The organism is Maribacter sp., from assembly GCF_039968975.1.
Classification (GTDB): Bacteria; Bacteroidota; Bacteroidia; order Flavobacteriales; family Flavobacteriaceae; genus Maribacter.
Genome location: NZ_JBDVOT010000103.1, coordinates 1 through 17,233, shown reverse-complemented (window position 1 = coordinate 17,233; position 17,233 = coordinate 1). Strand labels below are relative to the sequence as shown.

The 17,233-nt window shown below is 34.5% G+C and carries 18 protein-coding genes; 7 read left to right on the top strand and 11 right to left on the bottom strand.

Annotated elements, in window-relative coordinates:
- Position 1 precedes the first annotated feature (1 nt).
- Genes ABJI11_RS07160 through ABJI11_RS07150 form a run of 3 tightly spaced genes read right to left on the bottom strand, consistent with a single transcriptional unit; the run spans position 2 to position 3,139 of the window.
- A complete protein-coding gene (locus tag ABJI11_RS07160; protein WP_348350753.1) occupies positions 2 to 1,168 on the bottom strand; it encodes an efflux RND transporter periplasmic adaptor subunit in 1,167 nt (388 codons plus the stop codon).
- A 25-nt stretch (positions 1,169 to 1,193) separates the two neighbouring features.
- Positions 1,194 to 2,534 carry a TolC family protein gene (locus ABJI11_RS07155; RefSeq protein ID WP_348350751.1) on the bottom strand — a complete coding sequence of 447 codons (1,341 nt, stop codon included), beginning with the start codon at positions 2,532 to 2,534 and terminating at the stop codon, positions 1,194 to 1,196.
- Complete coding sequence (locus tag ABJI11_RS07150) at positions 2,534 to 3,139, bottom strand: TetR/AcrR family transcriptional regulator (RefSeq protein ID WP_348350749.1); 606 nt, start codon at positions 3,137 to 3,139, stop codon at positions 2,534 to 2,536. Before ABJI11_RS07150 ends, ABJI11_RS07155 begins: the two co-directional genes overlap by 1 nt.
- A 286-nt stretch (positions 3,140 to 3,425) precedes the next feature.
- Here ABJI11_RS07150 and ABJI11_RS07145 point away from each other — a divergent pair, with 286 nt between their 5' ends.
- A complete protein-coding gene (locus ABJI11_RS07145) occupies positions 3,426 to 4,400 on the top strand; it encodes a polyprenyl synthetase family protein (protein ID WP_348350747.1) in 975 nt (324 codons plus the stop codon).
- On the opposite strand, the gene ABJI11_RS07140 is transcribed toward ABJI11_RS07145, so the two are convergent.
- Both ABJI11_RS07140 and ABJI11_RS07135 read right to left on the bottom strand, forming a co-directional pair.
- Positions 4,397 to 5,539 carry a lycopene cyclase family protein gene (locus ABJI11_RS07140; RefSeq protein WP_348350745.1) on the bottom strand — a complete coding sequence of 381 codons (1,143 nt, stop codon included), beginning with the start codon at positions 5,537 to 5,539 and terminating at the stop codon, positions 4,397 to 4,399. The two genes, ABJI11_RS07145 and ABJI11_RS07140, sit on opposite strands and share 4 nt — an antisense overlap.
- 74 nt (positions 5,540 to 5,613) lie before the next feature.
- On the bottom strand, positions 5,614 to 7,890 hold the full coding sequence (locus ABJI11_RS07135; RefSeq protein WP_348350743.1) for a TonB-dependent receptor: 2,277 nt from the start codon (positions 7,888 to 7,890) through the stop codon (positions 5,614 to 5,616).
- A gap of 77 nt (positions 7,891 to 7,967) precedes the next feature.
- Here ABJI11_RS07135 and ABJI11_RS07130 point away from each other — a divergent pair, with 77 nt between their 5' ends.
- From ABJI11_RS07130 to ABJI11_RS07115, 4 genes are all read left to right on the top strand, one after another.
- The gene (locus ABJI11_RS07130) at positions 7,968 to 8,630 is read left to right on the top strand and encodes a metal-dependent transcriptional regulator (RefSeq protein ID WP_348350741.1); all 663 of its coding nucleotides are present in this window, start codon (positions 7,968 to 7,970) and stop codon (positions 8,628 to 8,630) included.
- A gap of 27 nt (positions 8,631 to 8,657) precedes the next feature.
- Positions 8,658 to 9,479, top strand: coding sequence for a ZIP family metal transporter (locus ABJI11_RS07125; protein ID WP_348350739.1), 822 nt, complete (start codon positions 8,658 to 8,660; stop codon positions 9,477 to 9,479).
- An 87-nt stretch (positions 9,480 to 9,566) separates the two neighbouring features.
- Positions 9,567 to 10,007, top strand: coding sequence for a PH domain-containing protein (locus ABJI11_RS07120; RefSeq protein ID WP_348350737.1), 441 nt, complete (start codon positions 9,567 to 9,569; stop codon positions 10,005 to 10,007).
- Positions 10,008 to 10,194: 187 nt separating this feature from the next.
- Entirely contained in the window at positions 10,195 to 10,617 is a 423-nt protein-coding gene (locus ABJI11_RS07115; RefSeq protein WP_348350735.1) for a DUF2141 domain-containing protein, read from the top strand.
- A 3-nt stretch (positions 10,618 to 10,620) separates the two neighbouring features.
- Here the strand turns inward: ABJI11_RS07115 and ABJI11_RS07110 are convergent, their stop codons facing one another.
- Positions 10,621 to 11,019: a TonB-dependent receptor plug domain-containing protein gene (locus ABJI11_RS07110; protein WP_348350733.1), complete on the bottom strand. Its 399-nt coding sequence runs from the start codon at positions 11,017 to 11,019 to the stop codon at positions 10,621 to 10,623.
- A 71-nt stretch (positions 11,020 to 11,090) separates the two neighbouring features.
- On the opposite strand from ABJI11_RS07110, the gene ABJI11_RS07105 reads away from it, so the two are divergent.
- On the top strand, positions 11,091 to 11,477 hold the full coding sequence (locus tag ABJI11_RS07105; RefSeq protein ID WP_348350731.1) for a DUF423 domain-containing protein: 387 nt from the start codon (positions 11,091 to 11,093) through the stop codon (positions 11,475 to 11,477).
- Here ABJI11_RS07105 and ABJI11_RS07100 read toward each other — a convergent pair.
- From ABJI11_RS07100 to ABJI11_RS07080, 5 genes are all read right to left on the bottom strand, one after another.
- The gene (locus ABJI11_RS07100; RefSeq protein ID WP_348350729.1) at positions 11,474 to 13,012 is read right to left on the bottom strand and encodes a carboxypeptidase-like regulatory domain-containing protein; all 1,539 of its coding nucleotides are present in this window, start codon (positions 13,010 to 13,012) and stop codon (positions 11,474 to 11,476) included. The two genes, ABJI11_RS07105 and ABJI11_RS07100, sit on opposite strands and share 4 nt — an antisense overlap.
- Positions 13,013 to 13,118: 106 nt before the next feature.
- On the bottom strand, positions 13,119 to 13,268 hold the full coding sequence (locus ABJI11_RS07095) for a hypothetical protein (RefSeq protein ID WP_348350727.1): 150 nt from the start codon (positions 13,266 to 13,268) through the stop codon (positions 13,119 to 13,121).
- Positions 13,269 to 13,270: 2 nt separating this feature from the next.
- On the bottom strand, positions 13,271 to 15,457 hold the full coding sequence (feoB, locus tag ABJI11_RS07090) for a ferrous iron transport protein B (protein WP_348350725.1): 2,187 nt from the start codon (positions 15,455 to 15,457) through the stop codon (positions 13,271 to 13,273).
- Entirely contained in the window at positions 15,454 to 15,699 is a 246-nt protein-coding gene (locus tag ABJI11_RS07085; protein ID WP_276491673.1) for a FeoA family protein, read from the bottom strand. The genes feoB and ABJI11_RS07085 overlap by 4 nt, the downstream gene beginning before the upstream one ends.
- Positions 15,700 to 16,162: 463 nt before the next feature.
- A complete protein-coding gene (locus ABJI11_RS07080) occupies positions 16,163 to 16,837 on the bottom strand; it encodes an SCO family protein (RefSeq protein ID WP_348350723.1) in 675 nt (224 codons plus the stop codon).
- A 162-nt stretch (positions 16,838 to 16,999) separates the two neighbouring features.
- Between ABJI11_RS07080 and ABJI11_RS07075 the strand changes: the two genes are divergently transcribed.
- The coding region (locus ABJI11_RS07075; RefSeq protein WP_348350721.1) for a site-2 protease family protein at positions 17,000 to 17,233 on the top strand (234 nt) is incomplete at its 3' end.

Below are 17,233 nucleotides of genomic sequence, written 5' to 3'. Positions count from 1 at the left end.
TTTATTTTTTAATTTTTACTTTTTGACCATCCTTAACACTTCTGGCACCTTCTTTTATAATTTGGTTGCCATCTGTTAAACCAGATAATACTTCAATATTTGCACCTTGTGTTTTACCGGTTGTAATAACGCTTCTTTTTACCAAGGCTTCACCATCTGCATTTGGCTCTTCCGCTACAAATACATACTGCTCACCATCTGCATTTTCAGATATTATACTAGTTGGTATTAAAATGGCATCGTCGCTTGTATAATCGTTTATAGCCACCTTTGCCGTTAAATTTGGTTTTATTTTGCCTTCTTTGTTCGGTACAGGGATTTCTACTTCAAAAGAACGGTTAGATGGATTGATGAAATTGCCTGTCTCCCTAATTTTAGTAACAATACTATCGCCTAAAACAGGAAAATATACCAATGCTTCTTTTCCTTTAGAAACACTTCCTAAATAAGATTCTGGCACTTCTACTTCAATGTACATATCAGATAGATTTACAATACGGAAAACCTCAGAGCCTGGACCTGGCGCAACCACGGTTCCTTGATCTTTTATTACATTATCAATGATACCGGAAAAAGGAGCATTAATAGTAGATTTTCCTAATTGACTCTGTGCCTGTGATACCATATTTTCGGCAGCTTCATAATTTGTTTTTGCTTGTAGGAACTGTATTTCTGAACCAATATTCTGATTCCATAAACGCTCTTGACGTTCAAAAGTAGTTTTAGCTAATTCAGCTTGCGTTTTTAATTGACTTAATTGGCTTGACATACCACCATCATCAATAGTTGCCAATACCTGACCTTTAGAAACTTTGGCACCTTCTTTAACATAAACCCTTTGTAGTGTACCTGCCATTTCTGGGTAGATCAAAACATTTTGTTTCGTTGAAACATCGCCCTGTAATTCTAAAAAGTGATTGAATACTTCTTTCTTAGCCGTTAAGGTATTTACCAAAGGTAATTTCTCTTCATTGCCTAAAATACCGATTGCAGAATCTAAAGATTTTAGTTGGGCAGCGATAACCTTTTGCTGAGCTGTAATTTCATTCTTTTTTGCTCGTATAGCTTCTAAATTTTGTTGGGCTATAATATCTGCTACCGATTGCTCGCCGTCACCACACGAGTAAATGCCTATGGTTGCAGTCAATAAAATTAATATTTTCTTCATGATTGTATTTTTAATGATTGATTATTTAGTCTTTTGTATTTATAATGATCTCTAGCTCGGTCTTTTTATTAATAACCTCAACCATAGATTGTAAGAATTCTTGTTGGGTAGTGTACAATTGGGTCTGAGCCTGTCTTAACTCAAAACTAGTGGCTAAACCTTCTTTGTATTTTATTTGGTTTTTATTTTCAATACGTTCCGATAGCATTAGGTTTTGCTTTGCAGTATCATAGTTGTCAATAGCTAATGTGTAGTTATTCTTTGCATTCTCTAATTGTAACCTAATCTGTTGCTCTGCTTCTGTTAATTGTGTTTTTGCTTTTTCTAAAGCAATTTTGGCACGTTGTGTACTTGCGCTTCTTTTTAAAGAACTGAATATTGGGATATTTAAATCTAAGCCCAGTATAGAAGAATCAAACCACTGTTGATCTCCACTGAAAAAATCAAAGCTCTCTGAGTAAGCAGAACTACCATAGTTGATATATGCATTTAATGTTGGTAATGCACGGCTTCTCGCCAATTTCCATTCAAAAAAGCGTTGTTCGTTTAAATTCTCCGCTAATTTGTAATCTACGTTGTCTTTGATATTAAAATCAGTACTTAGAATGCCTAAATCCATTTTAGACATGGTCAAATCTTCTAGTTTTTCTTGTAGTTGTGTTGGTGCGTTAAGATCTAGTCCCATACTTACATTCAACATTTGTAAAGTAATTTCCTTTAGTCTAAGTGTATTTTGTAACTGATTTTCGATGGATGATAATGTTATCTGCAACTGATCAACACTTTCTTCATCTCCTAATCCGTTTTCAAACAATTTTGAAGTTTCATAAAGTGTTTTTTCCAGCGTTTCTTTATTTTTCTCCAATATTTTTACACTCTCTTCTGCTAGTAGAACATTACCGTAAGCTTCTACTACTTGCTTTCTAACATCTAATTCTGTTTTCTCTTTGTTGTTGTCGCTATAACTTAAGAAAGCCTTGGTTGCCTGTACACCAACAATGTACGAACCATCAAAAATCTGTTGAGTTAGAGTAGCTGTTGCAGTCATAGATTGTGGTTGGGAGAAAACTATAGGTATAAAGTCTCCTGCTTCCCCCCCTACGAATTCTGCTGGTAACAACGAAACAGGTTGTTTCAATTGGTTTGAATACCCTACAGATCCATTAATTTGGGGTAACCCTCCTGCAATTGTTTCCCATTTTTGTTTTTGGGCATCTATAATATCTCTATTTGCATTTATGGCGGAATAGTTATTTTCTAAGGCAAAATCTATTGCCTCATCTAACGTAAAGGAGTAGGTTTGCTCTTGTGAATATCCTAAGCTTATACTTAGAATTGTAATTAAGATTACTAGTTGATTTCGCATTATTCTTGATTTGAATTGATGATGTTATTTAGTATTGCTTTACCCTTAGGAGTGACAATTCCTCTTAGGTGATATTCTAAAAATGAGTCCATAAGTTTACCTATTGGAAATTGGTCTAGAGGAAATATCTTCTGGTCTTTTATACTGTTCATGCCGGTGAAATATATTCTGGCAACAAATTCAGGGTCTATATTGTCCCTAAACAACCCCTGTTCTAAACCTCGTTCAACATTCAATAATACGCAGCTATGCATTTTATCAAATTGCATCAGTTTAAGGTTTTTATGAATTTTAGGGTAGTATTTCATTAATTGATACTGAGGAGAACTTTTCTCATCATTTAAATGAGCCATTACATACTTTTTTATTTCATATAATTCTTCTATGGCGTTTTTCTCCATCGCTATAATTAAGTCAATACCATCACTTAAGTGGCAAAACTTATTCATTACACAATCTTCAACCAATGAAGTTTTGTTGCTGTATTCGCTGTAAATGGTTTTTTTAGACATGCCTATTTCATTGGCAATATCGTCCATGGTAATACTCTTAAAACCACGTTCTAAGAAAAGCTGTGATGCCGTATCCCTTATTTTTTCCTTCATAACGGTGGCAAATATACATCAGGAAACTTTAAAAACTATAAAAGTTTCCAAAGTTTTACAATTTATTAATGCTAGAAGGAAACGTTAGCCTTTAGCTATTTATAAGAAGAATAAAATATCCAGTTAATTATTTCTTTCAAATATTGTATTTCTATTAAATATTTGTTGGATAGTGACATTACTATATTTTAGTGATAATATATAGGTTCAGAGTTTTACTTCTTCTAAGGATAAAAGCACCTTGTTTCAGCCATATTTATTCTATTTTTGAAAAAAATTGCTAGTAATGCACACTATTGAAGAATATAGAGATGAGTTTATTGCGTATTTAGACTCTAAGAAAATTACAAAGGAACCTAGAAACCTTTATGAGCCCATTACCTATATTCTTGGTTTAGGTGGAAAGCGCTTAAGACCTGTTTTGGTATTAATGACTGCAGAGATATTTAAATCAGATTTTAAAAGTGCATTAGATGCTGCCTTGGCAATAGAAGTATTTCATAATTTTTCTTTGGTTCACGATGATATCATGGATGATGCACCCGTACGTAGAGGGCAAACTACCGTTCATGAAAAATGGGATATAAATACAGGTATTCTTTCCGGTGATGCTATGCTAATCATGGCTTATCAGCTGTTTGAAAACTATGAGCCCAATGTATTTCGTGATTTGGCAAAACTTTTTAGTAAAACGGCCTTAGAGGTTTGTGAAGGTCAACAATATGATGTTGATTTTGAAACCCGTGATGATGTTATGTTGCCCGAGTATCTTAAAATGATTGAATACAAAACTGCCGTTCTTGTGGCTGCCGCTTTAAAAATGGGAGCTATTGTTGCCGGTGCACCTGAAGCTGCACAAGAGCAAATGTATAATTTTGGACTAAATTTAGGAATAGCCTTTCAATTGCAAGATGATTATTTAGATGTATTTGGTGATCCAGAAACTTTTGGTAAGCAAGTTGGTGGCGATATTATTGAGAATAAGAAAACATATCTATATTTAAAAGCGCTTAATTCAGGTTCTGAAGTGATGACGAAAGAACTAGAGCATTTATATTCTATTCAGCCTAAAGAGGCAGACGCAAAGGTAAAAGTCGTTCGTTCAATTTTTGAAAAAACCGAAGCGGATAAAGCTACTAAAATTGCTATTTCTGATTATACGGCAAAAGCTTTTGAAGTACTAGATGAAATGGATGTTGAAGAGGAAAATAAAACGTTACTAAAAGAGTTTGGTGAAAATTTAATGAATAGAACTGTTTAATATAGCCTTCTGAACAATGCTTTTATAAATGGCATTTTTGGACAGGAATTGATGTAAATAATATCTTCCTTTAAACTTGTTTTCTCATCTAAGAATTTAAATACCATTTGTGGTTTTAATGATTTAAAGATAGATTCAAATATACTGTGTCCATTAGCATTGTTATGATGTAGAACGTCTAAAAAAAGCATATCATAAAACCAAAATTTGCCTTTTAGTTTTAACTTTTTAAGCGGCTTTCCTTGTTTTATAAGCTCAACCAATTGAGGTATTTTTTTAGCAGTACTCATTAAGGTATAGCCTGTGCTAGGTTTTGCCCATCCGCCTGCAGTACCAATATATCTAACTCTATTGGTGTGGTGCTCCCTAAAGTCATACGCTGTCATTGGTATGCTACCGGCTTCTTTTTCAATGACTTCATAGGTATCGCAATTAAATCGCTTTGCTATATAATTCTTTATGGCCTCGTCATATTCTGCTCTTTTTAATAAGTGTTCAGAAAACAAGGTATATTCTATCAATGCTGTGTCATTAGAATAGGGTAATACGTACATAAAACGTGTATTCCCTTCTTGAGGAATTGAAAAGTCCATGTAGGTGACTTCATTACTATTAAAAATAGGTTTGTCGGTTTTAATTACCCAACCCACAAAATGCTGTTGCAACACCGGATATTTATTTTGCCCAGTTGCCATTTTATAGTCAAAAAGGCTGTTGAATAGGTACTTGCCAGAATAAGTGTTGTTGGTGGTCTGTACCGTAACTACAGTTTCAGATTCTTTTAAATCTTTTAAAGTGTCTTGAACAAAAGTGATGTTAGCCGATGCTTTAACCCTACCTAAATAATGATTGTAGAAATCAATACTTCTAATCATTTTATATGAATACGGACTTATATCTGTTCTTTTCAGCACATCCTCACCTTGAAAGTGAATAGAATTCCATTTTTTATGGACGATAGTTTCGAACTGACCATTACCTTCTTCCCAAAAACACCATGTTCTATCATTGGTGTCTTTTGCATTTTTGTCAAGTAACAGTATTTTCTTTTGATTAAAAAACGAATCGTTCAATATGGCATCTGCAAGTAATAAACCAGATGCACCTGCGCCAATAATGATATAATCGTATTCGTTCATAGTATTTAAACATCACTCAGAATCTAATACTACTGAGAAGCTCAAAAATACGAAATAGCAATTGTCTTTTGTGCTTAATTCAACGTGTAACGTACTCCAAAAAATGATCGTATACCTTGGTTAGGACCATAAACGTAAGATGGATCAAACGTCAACGCATTTGGGTTGTTTGGTGTAGCAACGGCATTGCCATTGGCATCAAAGGTTACATCTTTGTCAAAAGGATCGTTTGCGCGGGCAATTATAAAGGGGTTACCGTTATTTGGGGTCCAATCTAATAGATTTTTTACACCTCCGTAGAATTCAAGATTTTCTATTCCATCATAAGATAATTGTATGTTTTGAATACTCCATGCTGGCGAAAAATCGCTTCTTGGGTCACTTTCGCCTAAGGTAGGTAGTCGCATAGGTCCGTATAAATTTCCAGTATAATCAATAGTTAGGTCCCAGGTACGGATATCGTAGCTAACGCTCCAGTTTGCTGAATAACTTTCTGTAAGTATCTGTCTTTCTTTTACGCCGTCTTCTGTATTGCTGACATCTTGTATGGTGCCACCTATCATCAGTTTTAAACCGTTGTAAAAAGCTACATCTAGGTTCGCGCTTATTCCTTTTGAAATCGAAGTTCCATTTAAATTATCATATATAATCTGATTAGGATTGGTGTCATAATCAGGAATAATTACATTTTGGAAATTTGTGTAAAAAACAGACGCATCCAAACCAACGAAAGTGCCATTATCACCGTAAATTTTCTTCAAATAATTTAGGTTGACATTAAATGAACGTTCGGGTTTCAGTTCTTCTGCAATAATAACATCTCTTGATCCGGTTAACGCTGCGTGATCTTCTGTAAATAGATTTACTACCCTAAAACCTGTACCGGCATTTAGGCGAATGATATCATTATCGGTAAACTTGAACCTGTACGCCGCTCTGGGTGTAAATATGTTTCCATGGCGGCTGTCATAGTCATATCTACCCCCTAGAAGTAAAGAATGTTTTTTGTTGAAAGCTATTTCATCTTGCACGAATAAACTAGGTATTAAAACTTCATCTGGTTCATTACCCTCTGTACTTAATGTGGCGGGAGTGCTGTCATCATAATAATTGTAGCGTAAGGCAGAACCTACTAAAAGGCTATGTTTACCAACAGTTTTATCCCATGTTAGTTGAGTGAAACCTATACGCTGATCTGCTAGGTAGGGTACATTGCCATAAACCGAATTTTGTTTGTGGTCATTATATGAAAAAGACAGCATCATCTGTTCTTTTACCGGTAATTGATACTTCCCTAACACTTCCCATCTGCGGGTGTATATGCTTTCGCCATATATTTCATCTCCACCTCTAAATTCTGGTGTCCATTGCATTTCTCCTCCCCATCGGTCTTCGTAGAAAAAGCGTCCTGCCAAAGAAAATATTCGAGAGTTTTTCCTAGTGAAATTCCATTTTTGAAAAACCGATATCCGGTCTTGTAGCGTTAGGTCTGTAAAATTATCTCCATTATTATCAATAGGGTTGTCGTACTTGAAATAATTGGCGCCTAAGAGCAAATTTGCTTTTTTACCTACATTGAATTTTGTTCCTACATCCAGATTAAATTCTCCCCAATCTGTTACAAAACTATCTGCAAAAAACTTAGGAGCTGTTAAATTGTTTTTGGTGATGATATTTATGAGTCCGCCAACGGCTTCACTACCATATAGGGTAGAAGCAGGGCCCTTAACTACTTCAATTTGTTCAATAAGAGAGTTGGGTATTCCAGATAAGCCGTACACGGTTCCCAAACCACTTACAATGGGCATACCGTCAATCAATACCAATGTATACGGACCTTCTAATCCATTAATATGAATATCGCCCGTATTACATACGTTGCAATTGATTTGCGGTCTTACTCCGTTTACGTTCTGTAACGCCTCAAAAATACTTGCCGTTGGGTTTTTTTTGAAGAAAGTGGGTTTGTAAACTTCTACTGGTACCGGACTCTCTAGTCTACTTACCGGTTTTAAAGTTCCGGTGACGACCATTTCATCTAAAGATTCTGTAGAGGGTGATAGGCTAATGTTCAAATTTCTATCCTCACCTGCAGATATCGTAAATGTTTTGTAAAATTTCTCAAAACCTATGTTAGAAGCAATTAGGGTATGTTTTCCTGATGGTACATTTTTTAAAGAATAATTACCGTTCTCATCTGAAGCAGTACCAATTTGGGTGCCCTTCAAATAAATATTTACATAAGCTTCTGGAACCCCATTTGAAGATATTGTTCCAGATATGGTAGAATTCTGCGCGCTTATTATCCCGAAAGAAAAAATAGAGCAAGCAAAAAATATTATTTTAATCATCTAAAATTAATTTTAGACAAAACTAAAAAATTGTTTTTACGTATAAAAATGTATTTTTGTGTTATTATAGTTTTGAAATGACATTATCAGAGGAAGATTACATAAAAACGATTTATCACTTAAGCGATTTTAATAGTAAGTCTGTTGCTACAAATGCTATTGCTGAGCAGATGAATACGAAACCATCATCAGTTACTGATATGGTCAAGAAATTATCTGAAAAATCTTTGGTGAACTATAAAAAGTACCAAGGCGTTTTACTTTCAGAGAAAGGAAGGCTGGTAGCACTTTCTATTATTAGAAAACACCGTTTATGGGAAGTGTTTTTAGTAGATAAGCTAAACTTCTCTTGGGATGAGGTGCATGTAGTGGCAGAACAATTAGAGCACATAAAGAGCGATGCTTTGATAGATAAGCTAGATGCCCATTTAGGTTACCCAAAAGTTGATCCTCATGGAGATCCAATACCGAATAAAGACGGGGTGTTCACCAAATCTGTCAAAAAATTAATAAGCGAATTACCAGTTGGTAGTCAAGGGGTGTGTGTAGGTGTGAACGACTCTTCGGCAGCGTTTTTAAAATTTTTAGACAAGAATAAAATCGCACTGGGCGATACTTTTAAGATTTTGGAAATTGAAGAGTTTGACGGCTCTGTGACTATTTCAACAAGGTCAGGCTCCATTCGTATTTCTAAACAAATAGCAACAAATTTATTTTTAGAGATTGTAGATGAAGAATAGGTTTTAAACCAACGAATTAATAAGATTATGAATGAAATTATAGCGTATTTTGAATCGATAGACCCGGTACTAGCTGCATTTTATGCAACATTGTTTACATGGGGACTAACAGCTGCGGGTGCTGCATTGGTATTTCTGTTTAAAACGATGAACCGTGCCGTTTTAGATGGTATGTTAGGCTTTACTGGTGGTGTAATGGTTGCCGCAAGTTTTTGGAGCTTACTGGCACCGGGTATTGAAATGAGTCCCGGTGATGGTTTTGTAAAGGTTATACCGGCAGCAATTGGCTTTTTTCTAGGTGCTATGTTCATATTTGGGTTAGATAAGGTATTACCACACCTGCATATTAATTTTAAGGAAAGCGAAGCTGAAGGTGTAAAAACTCCTTGGCGTAGAACTACCTTGTTGACCTTGGCAATTACCCTACATAACATACCTGAAGGTTTAGCGGTAGGTGTTCTCTTTGGTGGTGTAGCGGCTGGTTTTGACGGGGCTTCAATTGGCGGTGCCGTTGCATTGGCTTTGGGTATAGGTTTACAGAATTTTCCTGAAGGTTTTGCCGTTGCCATGCCTTTGCGTAGACATGGTTTAAGCAGAACAAAGAGTTTTATGTTCGGTCAGGCATCTGCGCTTGTAGAACCTGTAGCCGCTGTATTAGGAGCTTGGGCAGTAATGACCTTTCAGCCTATTTTACCTTATGCACTTTCATTTGCAGCGGGCGCAATGATTTTTGTTGTGGTTGAAGAGGTAATACCAGAAACGCAGCAAGATAAATACACTGATATTGCTACCATGGGCTTCATTGGCGGCTTTATTATCATGATGACATTAGATGTTGGTCTAGGTTAAGACTAAAGTGTTTCAATACTAAAATAATTTAATACCGGTTTTAGCGTTTAAGGCAATAGTATTGTTAACTTGATACTTTAATTTTTTATGCAATCTTCTAAGAAAAATTGGATTTGGACAATTACTTTGATCGTGACGGTTCTTTGTTGTGCGGGCGTTTTAATACTTCATGTAAAGAACTGGGTATCTAATGATGATAATAATCTTGGTCTACGCTCCGGGTTTTACAATGTTGAAATTCCTTTAAATGAATTGGACAGTGTTGCGTTTGTGGAGAGAATACCACCAATGCAGCGTTTGCATGGTTTTTCAGCCTTGGAGAAGGAGAAAGGTGTATTTAGAGAGTTTAAAGATTCTTTGACCGATAAAAAAGTATATGTATTTGTCGATAATATCAATCAGAATAAACTAAAGTTGGTCTATAAAGATTCTAGCTATGTATACTTTAACTTAAAAGATAGCGTTGAAACTGTTCAATTGTTTCAGAAACTTAGCTCAAGAACAGGAGCTTTAAGCGAGCCTAATTAAGGGTATATTTATAATGATTTAAACAAAGCTTAAAGATTACATTAGTTTTGGCATAACAATTGAAACTATTTTTGACTCGATAATCGAGATTTTAAATGTTTAGACGCTTGCGTCGAAATCTAAATAAAGTTTTTAATTCAATACTTCTGTGGTTTGCCAAGAAGTTGTATAAATTTAGATAGCACCCATGATTAAAAAGAATCTTTTAGCACTACTAGTAATAAGTTTATTATCTACAGGTCTTTTTGCACAACATAATGTGAGTTTAAATATTGACGGCGTCACTTCTGAAAAGGGAAATATCTGTTTTGCCGTATATAATAATGAAGGTTCTTTTTTAAAGTTTGATGAGGTCTATAAATCAGGTTCAGAAAAGGCTGTAAAAGGCAAGACGGCTTTTGATATTAAAGACCTTCCTGAAGGGGAGTATGCTATTGCTATTTTTCATGATGCCAACGGCAATAAAAACTTAGATACCAACATGCTTGGCATCCCAAAAGAACAAATTGCTTTTTCTAAAGGAAAGATGAAAATGTTTGGTCCGCCAAAATATAAGGAATGTGCATTTACCGTAAATTCACATATGGAGATGAATATTAGGTTGAACTAATGTTTAATAACTAGTTATCTTAATTACACCATTAGAACCTTGTGTGCCATAACCTGCAGCATCTGCACCAGACAGAATTACAATTTTCTTTACGTTATAACTGTCTATAAGCTCGTTAACTGAAAGAAACGAATTTCCTATAACCTGATTGTTTAAAACGTATAAAGGTTCCTGATTTCCGCTTGAATCAAACGAGTTTGCGGTTTTGTTTAAAATTGGAACGTTGTTTTGAAGTACAACACCTGGTTTTTGTCGAATACGTTGTAATAGAGAAACATTCGCTCTATTCTTTTCCCTTAACTCGGTATCTAAAGAAGATGTATTACCGCTCGTATTTTTTACAGGTCCACAACTGCTGATTAAAACGAATATTATACTATAGATTACGAGATACGATTTCATAGTTTATAAGATTATACTTTCTGTAATTTATGAAATAATAGGAGATGACAGTATCTTTGAAATAAAAAGATATGGTTTTAGTAGCGCAATTGACAGGTGCTTTATTAGGTTTGTTAGCAGTTGTATTTGGTGCTTTTGGAGCACATTTGCTTAAGAAAACATTTACTGCAGATCAATTAAATAGTTTTGAAACTGGAGTAAAATACCAAATGTATCATGCGCTATTGATACTGATGTTAAGCTTTAATTTAAACTTAGGAACGGGACTAGAAAAAGCAATTATCTACTGCTTAATTATAGGGACAATTCTTTTTTCTTTTAGTATCTACGGTTTGTGTATTTCTGCATCCAAAGGAAACAAAATAAAGGTATTAGGTCCAATAACCCCACTTGGCGGACTCTTTTTAGCAATAGGTTGGGGGCTATTATTCTATAATTTTATTAAAAATCTAGTTTAATCTATAGATGCAGCCTTAAATTCTTTAATTGCAGTATTAGGTTCTATTATTGCATAACCCTCCCAAAAGGTTGGGTCGTATTTAGGCATATAAGTTGGTGATACAGTATTGTTTTCTGTAAAGCCATCATAGCTAGATTGATCAATGTTGTTAGAGTCAAATACTATAAGTTCATTTTTTTCTGTTCCTATTATCACAAAGTCCATATCGCCAGAGAGCTCGTTCTGCTTATTTTTTCCTTTTACAATTTTATTCTTTTCAATTATTTTGAGGGGTCTTTTAACGCCAACTCGCATACCGCTTTCAGACTCTAAATAGCGTACGCTATAATGGTTGTCTTTATTTTTGTTATATATTATTTTTCCTTTAGATAAATAATAGTTTGTAGAAATGCCCAGTAAATTAAATTTTTTAGTTGGTTTAACATTACTGTAATCTATTTGAACTACCGCAAAATCTTCAGCGTTTACATAAAGTGTTCCTTCATAATCTGCGGATCCACTTGGTTGAAATGAGATTACGTAAACCGCATCATCACCTAAATATGTAAATTCTTGAAGTGTATAATCGTATTTTCTGGTTTTAAGGATGAAATTTAGTTTGCTATCTTCTTCTGTTGGTAGACTAAGGAAAATATCATTAAGCTGAGTTTTTTTCCATAAAGCATAATTTTTCTGCTGTTCTTCTTTGTCTTTTTTTCTCTTTTCTAATTCTTCGTTTGCAGCTGCCACTTCAGAAGAATCAACTTCTGTCTCTAAAAGTTCGCTTACTTCATCAGCATCTATTTTAGTGCCAAATAAACCAGATTTAATCTTGAAATAAGAACCTGGTTTAACATTGTTTCTCAATATTTCATTAAATTTTTCTTCTAATTTCTCGGCATCTAGTTCGTTGCTTTTGTCAAATAACTTGGAAGCTTTAAGAAGGTCTAGCTTTAATAATGCTTTGCTTGGGTCGCCATATAGGTCTCCTACTATTTCAGAATAATAGGTATCGTTTTTAGGCACAGTGTTTATAACGCTATCTATGAATTGTTGGTTCAATATATCTATGGAAGATTTTTTGACCTTAAAGTCACTTTTGGTCCACCTATCTGTGTTAGTTGTTCTATGAAAAAGTCTTTTTTTGGATAAATTATTAGCGTAATTTTTTTCTAGATTTTCTTCCACAAAATCCATTATCTCGTCAGCTGTGTAATTCTTGTTTGAGACGATAACTTCTCTCAATTCTATTGCTTTTGGAACTAGGGAAATTTTAGTGGATGTAAATTCAGCTATTGGTCTGGTCAATGTTTCATACCCCATTGAGGATACGGTGAGGGAGTCAGATTCAGTAATAGCTTCGTCGAATATTAAGTTGAAATTACCTTCTTCGTTTGTTATAGCCCAGTTCTCTTTTAATTGAACAGAGGCAAAAGGAATGGGTTGTTGACTTACACTATCTATTACCGTAGCACTTAAGCTTTGTGCGTTGGTGTGAAATAGATTGAATAATAAAAAAGTAAAAAGGGGTAATAAAATTGGTCTAGTGTTCATAGTGTTAGATTATTCCTACGCAATCTAGACGAACCAAAGTAAGTAACGTTACAATTTTAGAAATTGTTATGAACGTTTTAAAAAATGTTTAACAGAAATTCAAAAATTAATGACAGCCACAATCTCCTTGACCACAAGCTTTTGAATTATTTTTTTTTCCTGCCCATAAAGATTTTGGAATAAGAAATTTGTTTACCAGATATGCTGCCGAAATAATTACGGTGATGTAAACTAAAATGTGTTGTAATATGTCCATATCTATTTTAATATTTGGTATGCTATTAAAGCTACAATATACGCAAAAAGGCTCATAAATACTAGTTGACCAGCAGGCCATTTCCATGAGTTGGTTTCTCTTTTTACTACCGCTAACGTACTCATGCATTGCATAGCGAAGGCGTAGAACAATAGTAGCGAAATACCTGAAGCCAAATTAAACAATGGTTTTTTAGTTCTAGGGTTTATCTCTGCGGCCATTCTATTTTTAATAGTTTCTTCTTCGTCATTGCCAACACTATAAATAGTAGCAAGTGTGCCTACGAATACTTCACGCGCGGCAAATGATGTAAGTACGGCAATACCAATTTTCCAGTCATAGCCTAAAGGTCTTACTATGGGTTCAATAGCTTTGCCCATATAACCCATATAGGAGTGTTCTAATTTGTAACCTGCTATTTCTTGTGCCAAAGCGCGATCTTCTAGTTCTTTTCGTTCTAATGGGCCAGACTCCTCGTCAGCAGCTGTGCCATTTTGGTGTGTCTTAAAATATATTTCGCTACTTGCACTAAAACCATTTTCCTGTACTCTATTGGTTACAATGGTTTCTGCATTTTTAAATTCGTCAGAGAATCCGTTAGAACCTAAAAACCATAGTATAATTGATATGGCCAAAATTATTTTACCAGCTCCAAATACAAAGCTCTTTGTTTTTTCTAGTACCGTGTACCCTACATTTTTTAGTAATGGTAATTTGTAATTGGGCATTTCTACCACAAAGAAAGATTTGCTCTTGATTTTTAAAATCTTGTTTAAAATAACTGCAGATAAAATAGCAGCACCAAACCCCATTAAGTATAACGACATTAAAGTCAAGGCTTTATAACTAAGTCCAAGAAAACTACCTTCCGGTATTACTAATGCTATAATTATCAAATACACAGGTAGCCTTGCAGAACAAGTAGTAAAAGGCGTTACCAAAATGGTAATTAATCTTTCTTTCCAGTTTTCAATAGTTCTGGTTGCCATAACGGCTGGTATTGCACAAGCGGTACCTGAAATTAACGGAACCACACTTTTACCGCTCAACCCAAACGGACGCATAATTCTGTCCATTAAAAAGACTACCCTGCTCATATAGCCTGTTTCTTCAAGTAAGGCTATAAACAAGAACAAAAATGCTATTTGAGGTATGAATATGACGATACCACCAATACCGGCTAAAATACCCTCTGCTATTAAGTTGGTGAAAACGCCTGGCGGTAAGGTGTCTTTTACCCATTCTGTAGCCGATGCAAAGAAACCGTCAATTAAATCCATTGGGTACTCGCTCCACCCATATATTGCTTGAAAAATGGTAAGCAGTATTAAAAAGAAGATTACGTAACCAAAAACTTTATGTGTCAGAACCTTATCTAAAGTTGCCCTAAAACCTTTTGCGGCATTGGCATCTACTTTATAGGTTTCTTTTAAAATGCCGTTGATAAACTGATAGCGTAAAATGGTCTCTTTTTGTTGAAGACGTTTAAGCTCAGATTTAGATTTTGTGGTAAAAGAAGAAGTGTCTTTTATAAGCGTCTTCTCTAAAGGCATGAAATTTACATCTTGGGTAATCACCAGCCAAAGCTTATAGACATCTTCTTTTGGAAAAGCTTCTTTTAAACTTGCAAAGTATTCTGGTGCAATAACAGATGTATCTACATTTTGCGTTTTAGAAAGGTTTTTATAATCGGCTATTAATTCGCGTAATCGCTCAATACCTGTTTCTTTACGAGTGCTGACTAATGCAATTTTTGAGTTTAATTTCTTTTCTAATAATTCAATATCAATGGTAATACCTTTACGTGACATACGATCTGCCATATTAATAACCAATATGGTAGGGATTTTTAGGTCTTTTATTTGGGTAAAAAGTAAAAGGTTTCTCTTTAGGTTCTCAACATCAGAAACAACAATGGCAACATCTGGGTGGTCTTTATCATTCTTGTTTAAAAGAAGTTCAACAGCTACACTCTCATCTAATGAGGTAGTGTTTAAACTGTAGGTTCCCGGTAGGTCTAAAATATGAGCTTTTACACCTCTGGGTAGTTTACAGATTCCTTCCTTTTTCTCGACCGTAATACCTGGGTAGTTACCTACTTTTTGATTTAAGCCTGTTAGTTGATTAAAAACCGAAGTTTTACCGGTATTAGGGTTGCCTATAAGGGCTACATTAATTTGTTTACTCATACTACAGCATTATCTTCTATAATATCAAGTGCTATATGTAAGGCCATTTCTCTTCTAATGGCAATATGAGATCCGTTGACATTAATGTAAATTGGATCCTTTAAAGGTGCTACTTGTACCAATTCTACTTCGTTACCGGGTAGACACCCAAGTTCTAAAAGCTTGATTGGTAGTAGGTCTTCAGTGAATTCTTTGATAATTCCTTTTTGACCTCTCTTTAAATCTGCAACAGTAGTTTCCAATTTTTATTTAGATTCATTATAAGTAAGGCAAAAGTAATGGAAATATACTTATTCCCTTTACTTTTTAGAATAATTAACTACTAGTTTTTAAGGTGGATAACTATTATTGTTGTCCATATTTTTTCAGATTGAAATCATGGAATATTATTTTAACATAACTATTGAATACGTAAGTGTTATTCATTTAAAATAACCATGCGAATAAATTAATAAGATATCCGGTATGGTTTTTTATTTTCTACAGGTTTTTGTTTGGAGTAAAATCCCAGTAGCTTTAATTAAAAATTATATAAATTTATTATGTTCCGAACGCATTGTTTATTATTTCTAAAATGAAGAGGGTGTCTGCAGATGTTAACAATAAAACAATTACTTCATATAATTATAGGTCGTTGAATTAGTGCTCAAAGGCATTAAACTTAGAAACTATATAAAGCCGTTTTACAACCTAAACAGAGGCTTTTTATTTTTTATGAGATTCTTTTAGTAGTTCAATATCTTTTAATAGTTTCTCAATATCCTCCTTTTTTGTTCCGTCGTAAAAACCCCTAATTCTCTTTTTCTCATCTACTAGAATGAAATTTTCAGTATGGATCATATCAAATGGTCCGCCGTCGCCATCGGTCTTTACGGCTAAATAAGATTTACGGGCTAGTTCATAAATCTGTTTCTTATCGCCTGTAACCAAATTCCAGTTGCTATCATCGACCCCTTTTTCCAAGGCATATTTTTTCAATTGAGCCACCGAATCAATTTCTGGCGTAACCGAATGTGATAATAACATGACATCAGAATCTTTGCCAAGCGCTTTTTGGAGATCTACCATGTTTTTGGTCATAATTGGGCAAATAGTAGGGCAGGTAGTAAAGAAAAAATCGGCAACGTAAATTTTACCCTTGTAATTATCTTGGGTAATGGTCTCTCCATTTTGGTTGGTCAAAGAGAAATCGGCTATAGTATGATATTTTCTAACATGCTGTATCTCTTCAGCCACCAATTCGGCATTTACCATAGCAGGGGAATAGACCGGTAATAATTTTACAGGTTGTAAGGCATTGTAAAAAAGATACATGATAACTGCAGAAATGGGCAACAGTACCAGACCGAATAACTTGAATTTAGCGAAAAAGGACCGCATAAGAATTTTTTACAAAGGTACGCTAGCGGTATATCTTTTTCAAGTGAATAAGCAGCTTACGCTGATAAATTATTCATAAAATACCACTACCTCAGTGCGTTTCTTTTTTTTAGCGGTTGTAAAAATGTACTTTTGTGCGATTTTAATTTTCAGGAAAAAAGAATGAGCCCTATTATAATAAAGACAATACAATTTTTTTTAAGCCTTTCTATACTTATCGTTCTGCACGAGTTAGGGCATTTTATACCAGCTAAATATTTTAAAACTAGAGTAGAGAAGTTCTACTTGTTTTTTGATGTAAAGTTCTCGCTTTTCAAAAAGAAAATAGGAGAGACGGAATACGGAATTGGTTGGTTGCCATTAGGCGGATATGTGAAAATATCTGGAATGATAGAT

Coding starts and splice junctions, on each gene's coding strand:
- ABJI11_RS07095 (WP_348350727.1), bottom strand. CDS start 13,268: ATGGACATATTACAACACATTTTAGTTTACATCACCGTAATTATTTCG.
- ABJI11_RS07115 (WP_348350735.1), top strand. CDS start 10,195: ATGATTAAAAAGAATCTTTTAGCACTACTAGTAATAAGTTTATTATCT.
- ABJI11_RS07130 (WP_348350741.1), top strand. CDS start 7,968: ATGACATTATCAGAGGAAGATTACATAAAAACGATTTATCACTTAAGC.
- ABJI11_RS07080 (WP_348350723.1), bottom strand. CDS start 16,837: ATGCGGTCCTTTTTCGCTAAATTCAAGTTATTCGGTCTGGTACTGTTG.
- ABJI11_RS07160 (WP_348350753.1), bottom strand. CDS start 1,168: ATGAAGAAAATATTAATTTTATTGACTGCAACCATAGGCATTTACTCG.
- ABJI11_RS07140 (WP_348350745.1), bottom strand. CDS start 5,539: ATGAACGAATACGATTATATCATTATTGGCGCAGGTGCATCTGGTTTA.
- ABJI11_RS07110 (WP_348350733.1), bottom strand. CDS start 11,019: ATGAAATCGTATCTCGTAATCTATAGTATAATATTCGTTTTAATCAGC.
- ABJI11_RS07155 (WP_348350751.1), bottom strand. CDS start 2,534: ATGCGAAATCAACTAGTAATCTTAATTACAATTCTAAGTATAAGCTTA.
- ABJI11_RS07135 (WP_348350743.1), bottom strand. CDS start 7,890: ATGATTAAAATAATATTTTTTGCTTGCTCTATTTTTTCTTTCGGGATA.
- ABJI11_RS07105 (WP_348350731.1), top strand. CDS start 11,091: ATGGTTTTAGTAGCGCAATTGACAGGTGCTTTATTAGGTTTGTTAGCA.
- feoB (WP_348350725.1), bottom strand. CDS start 15,457: ATGAGTAAACAAATTAATGTAGCCCTTATAGGCAACCCTAATACCGGT.
- ABJI11_RS07125 (WP_348350739.1), top strand. CDS start 8,658: ATGAATGAAATTATAGCGTATTTTGAATCGATAGACCCGGTACTAGCT.
- ABJI11_RS07120 (WP_348350737.1), top strand. CDS start 9,567: ATGCAATCTTCTAAGAAAAATTGGATTTGGACAATTACTTTGATCGTG.
- ABJI11_RS07100 (WP_348350729.1), bottom strand. CDS start 13,012: ATGAACACTAGACCAATTTTATTACCCCTTTTTACTTTTTTATTATTC.
- ABJI11_RS07150 (WP_348350749.1), bottom strand. CDS start 3,139: ATGAAGGAAAAAATAAGGGATACGGCATCACAGCTTTTCTTAGAACGT.
- ABJI11_RS07145 (WP_348350747.1), top strand. CDS start 3,426: ATGCACACTATTGAAGAATATAGAGATGAGTTTATTGCGTATTTAGAC.